The sequence below is a fragment of the Pseudomonas sp. 05T35 genome (assembly GCF_056396605.1).
The window spans coordinates 1-4,102 of record NZ_JBFTLU010000416.1 but is presented as its reverse complement, the minus strand read 5'-3'; the positions used below and the strand labels follow the sequence as shown (position 1 = coordinate 4,102).

Here is a 4,102-nt window from a genome sequence, read left to right as displayed (position 1 = left end):
AAGCAATACAGGGACCGATCAACATCCCAACCAATAATGCCATCACCACAACAACAGAAATAGGCAATTGCGGGCCAGCCCAACCAAAGAAAAACAAAGAAACAGTCTGCTGATTCTCAAGAACAAATCCCAGGATCGCCAAGATAAGCAGAAGAACAAAAACCACGACGATAACGCGCCCGAGATTACGCATGAAGCCCCCCTTGAATCAACACTGTCAAACCCCATGCTCCTCGTCTTCGTTCACCCGATCTCGCAGCTCCTTACCCGGCTTGAAATGCGGCACAAACTTACCATCAAGACTAACCGACTGACCGGTCTTGGGATTACGACCGACGCGCGGCGCACGATAGTGCAAAGAGAAGCTGCCAAATCCACGGATTTCGATTCGATCACCAGTCGCCAGGCACTGGGACATTTGCTCAAGCATGGTCTTGATAGCCAACTCCACATCTTTGGATGAGAGCAGCCCTTGATGGGTGACAATTCGTTCGATCAACTCCGACTTCGTCATATTTTTCCCTTCTTTTTCAAGCAGCTAGATCATCGCTTCAAAGGTTTTAGCATGCTCGAAGGGTTTTGAACAGCCTATATATTGACTTATCTGTATTCCCTGACAGAGACCGCAAAGCTCGCCTCCCGGAGCCGGCACCCCACCCTTCCACACCACAGAGGCAAACCGAACCATCACCTGCAAACCACCAACATGACGCGAGTGAGGTATCCGGCCGGGTTCCACCCGAATAGATAATCCTCCCCCTCTTCTTTAGCATCACTGGACCTGCCAATAACCTTGTACCCCTCCACCCCACATTCTCTTGCAGCGCGCTTGTAACACCTATCCCAACCTGATCCGAGCCCCGAACAATCGATCTCGATACCACTCACACCACGCACCACGTGAGTCTTGGCATTTGTCGTACACCCCACCAAGACCAGGACTGCCAACGCAACAATGAGCTTGTTCATTACCTTCCTTATGCCGGGCATCACACCCAACCAATGCTCGGTTCAAGCTAAAGCCTAGCTCCAAATAGGCAATTGACACACCCGAACAACAGACCACCTTATCCCCGCATTGTTTCCCTCAGCCCCCCGACAACCTCAAATTTCAGGCACAAAAAAGGGCGACCGAAGTCGCCCTTTTTCTATGGTCTGACAGAACTTAGTTCTGTTTTTCCATTTGTGCACGCAGCAGAGCACCAAGAGTGGTGTCAACTGGAGCATCCGAAGCAGCTGGCTTGTCGCGCAGGCTCTGGATAGCTTCCTTCTCGTCTTCAACGTCTTTCGACTTGATCGAGAGCTGGATTACACGGCTCTTGCGGTCAACGCTGATGATCTTGGCTTCAACTTCTTCGCCTTCTTTCAGAACGTTGCGCGCATCTTCGATGCGGTCACGGCTGATTTCGGAGGCTTTCAGAGTAGCTTCGATATCGGTAGCCAACGTGATGATGGCGCCTTTAGCGTCAACTTCTTTCACGATGCCTTTAACGATTGCGCCTTTGTCGTTCTCTTGAACGTACTCGGAGAACGGATCGCTTTCCAGTTGCTTGATACCCAGGGAGATACGCTCGCGCTCTGGGTCAACCGACAGGATAACGGTGTCCAGCTCGTCGCCCTTCTTGAAGCGACGTACGGCTTCTTCGCCCACTTCGTTCCAAGAGATGTCGGACAGGTGAACCAGACCGTCGATGCCACCGTCCAGACCAATGAAGATACCGAAATCGGTGATCGACTTGATGGTGCCGGAGATTTTATCGCCCTTGTTGAACTGGCCAGAGAAATCTTCCCATGGGTTAGATTTGCACTGCTTGATGCCCAGGGAGATACGACGACGCTCTTCGTCGATGTCCAGAACCATAACTTCCACTTCGTCGCCGACTTGTACGACTTTCGAAGGGTGGATGTTCTTGTTGGTCCAGTCCATTTCGGAAACGTGTACCAGACCTTCAACGCCCTCTTCCAGCTCAGCGAAGCAGCCGTAGTCGGTCAGGTTGGTTACACGTGCGGTAACGCGAGTGCTTTCTGGGTAACGGGCTTTGATAGCAACCCATGGATCTTCGCCCAGTTGCTTCAGGCCCAGGGAAACACGATTGCGCTCGCGATCGTACTTCAGAACCTTGACATCGATCTCGTCGCCAACGTTGACGATTTCGGAAGGATGCTTGATACGCTTCCAAGCCATGTCGGTAATGTGCAGCAGGCCATCGACGCCACCCAGATCGACGAATGCGCCGTAATCGGTGAGGTTTTTGACGATACCTTTGACTTGTTGACCTTCCTGCAGGGATTCCAGCAGAGCTTCACGCTCAGCGGAGTTCTCGGCTTCGAGGACGCTACGACGGGAAACGACAACGTTGTTGCGTTTCTGGTCGAGTTTGATGACCTTGAATTCCAGCTCTTTGCCTTCCAGGTGCGTGGTGTCGCGCACTGGACGGACGTCAACCAGAGAACCAGGCAGGAACGCACGGATGCCGTTAACGTCGACAGTGAAGCCGCCTTTAACCTTACCGTTGATAACGCCCTTGACCACTTCTTCGGCTGCGAAGGCTGCTTCCAGAACGATCMAGCATTCAGCGCGCTTGGCTTTTTCACGGGACAGCTTGGTTTCACCAAAGCCGTCTTCAACCGAATCCAGCGCAACGTGAACTTCGTCACCGACGTTGATATTCAGTTCGCMAGCGTCGTTGTAGAACTGCTCAAGCGGGATGAGTGCTTCAGACTTCAGGCCAGCGTGAACGGTTACCCAGCGAGCTTGGTAATCGATATCAACGATAACACCGGTGATGATGGAGCCTGCCTGAAGGTTCAGGGTTTTTAGGCTTTCTTCAAAGAGTTCCGCAAAGCTTTCGCTCATTTTAATTCCTGTTGATAAGGGCGAAGAATACGCCCATCTGCCACATCCCAGACAATGTGGGTTACGTTTATATAAAAGAAACGCCGCAGGACTATGACTGGTCCCCTGCGGTGCTTCTTGGTCACCCGGCGATATCGCGAATGGCGATCTCGCTCATGATGCGTTCCAGCACCTGCTCGATGGACAACTCCGTGGAATCCAGCTGTATGGCGTCGACCGCCGGCTTGAGCGGGGCTACCGCTCGCTGGGTGTCGCGCTCATCGCGCACACGGATCTCATCTAGCAGACTCGACAGACTAACACCCTCGACTTTGCCCTTCAACTGCAAATAACGACGGCGCGCCCGTTCCTCGGCGCTGGCGGTCAGAAAAATCTTCAGCGGCGCGTCGGGAAATACAACGGTACCCATGTCGCGGCCATCGGCCACCAACCCCGGCGCCTCCTGAAATGCCCGCTGGCGCTGCAGCAAGGCGTCACGCACCGCAGGCAGTGCCGCCACTTGCGAGGCCCAGGCACCGACCTGCTCGTTGCGCAAATCGTCAGTGACATCATCACCTTCAAGGATGATGCGCTGTGGATGACCTTCGGTCGCCCCGACGAACTGCACATCAAGATGAGCGGCCAGCAGCTTCAGCGACTCTTCATTGGTCAGGTCGACACCATGATTGCGCGCAGCGAATGCCAGCAAACGGTACAACGCACCGGAATCCAGCAAGCACCACCCCAGGCGCTTGGCAAGGATTCCGGCGATGGTGCCCTTGCCCGAGCCGCTTGGCCCATCAATGGTGATTACCGGAGCATGGTTGGTCACGACTGAGCCTCTTGAGCCACACGAATACCGACTTGCGCACACAACGCGAGGAAGTTCGGGAAGGAGGTCGCGACGTTGGCGCAGTCATGGATACGAATCGGCGCATTGGCGCGCAACGACGCAACGCTGAACGCCATGGCAATCCGGTGATCGCCGTGACCATGCACTTCGCCGCCGCCAATCTGGCTACCGTCGATGATGATGCCGTCCGGGGTTGGCTCGCATTTGACGCCCAGCGCCAGCAAACCATCCGCCATCACCTGGATACGATCCGACTCCTTGACCCGCAACTCTTCCGCACCACGCAGAATGGTCCGACCTTCGGCACAGGCTGCAGCCACGAACAGTACCGGGAACTCGTCGATGGCCAGCGGAACCAGCGCTTCCGGGATTTCGATACCCTTAAGCTTAGCCGCCCGCACGCGCAAATCAGC

General features: G+C 54.6%; 5 protein-coding genes and 1 pseudogene. All 6 read right to left on the bottom strand.

The window, feature by feature from the left end:
* Positions 1-193 (bottom strand): lipopolysaccharide assembly protein LapA domain-containing protein (locus tag AC1DH9_RS24255; protein ID WP_477808913.1); only part of this gene is annotated, 193 nt, incomplete at its 3' end.
* Positions 194-217: 24 nt separating this feature from the next.
* Positions 218-514 carry an integration host factor subunit beta gene (ihfB, locus tag AC1DH9_RS24250; protein ID WP_427546958.1) on the bottom strand — a complete coding sequence of 99 codons (297 nt, stop codon included), beginning with the start codon at positions 512-514 and terminating at the stop codon, positions 218-220.
* A gap of 173 nt (positions 515-687) precedes the next feature.
* A complete protein-coding gene (locus tag AC1DH9_RS24245) occupies positions 688-969 on the bottom strand; it encodes a hypothetical protein (protein WP_427546955.1) in 282 nt (93 codons plus the stop codon).
* A gap of 196 nt (positions 970-1,165) precedes the next feature.
* A complete protein-coding gene (gene rpsA, locus AC1DH9_RS24240) occupies positions 1,166-2,857 on the bottom strand; it encodes a 30S ribosomal protein S1 (protein WP_477808912.1) in 1,692 nt (563 codons plus the stop codon).
* A 121-nt stretch (positions 2,858-2,978) separates the two neighbouring features.
* A complete protein-coding gene (gene cmk / locus AC1DH9_RS24235; protein ID WP_427532158.1) occupies positions 2,979-3,668 on the bottom strand; it encodes a (d)CMP kinase in 690 nt (229 codons plus the stop codon).
* A pseudogene (locus AC1DH9_RS24230) lies at positions 3,665-4,102 on the bottom strand (bifunctional prephenate dehydrogenase/3-phosphoshikimate 1-carboxyvinyltransferase); the annotation flags it as partial. The gene cmk and the pseudogene AC1DH9_RS24230, both read right to left, overlap by 4 nt.

Excerpts from the sequence above, each read along its gene's own strand:
- ihfB (WP_427546958.1), bottom strand. The coding sequence starts at position 514 with ATGACGAAGTCGGAGTTGATCGAACGAATTGTCACCCATCAAGGGCTG.
- AC1DH9_RS24245 (WP_427546955.1), bottom strand. The coding sequence starts at position 969 with ATGAACAAGCTCATTGTTGCGTTGGCAGTCCTGGTCTTGGTGGGGTGT.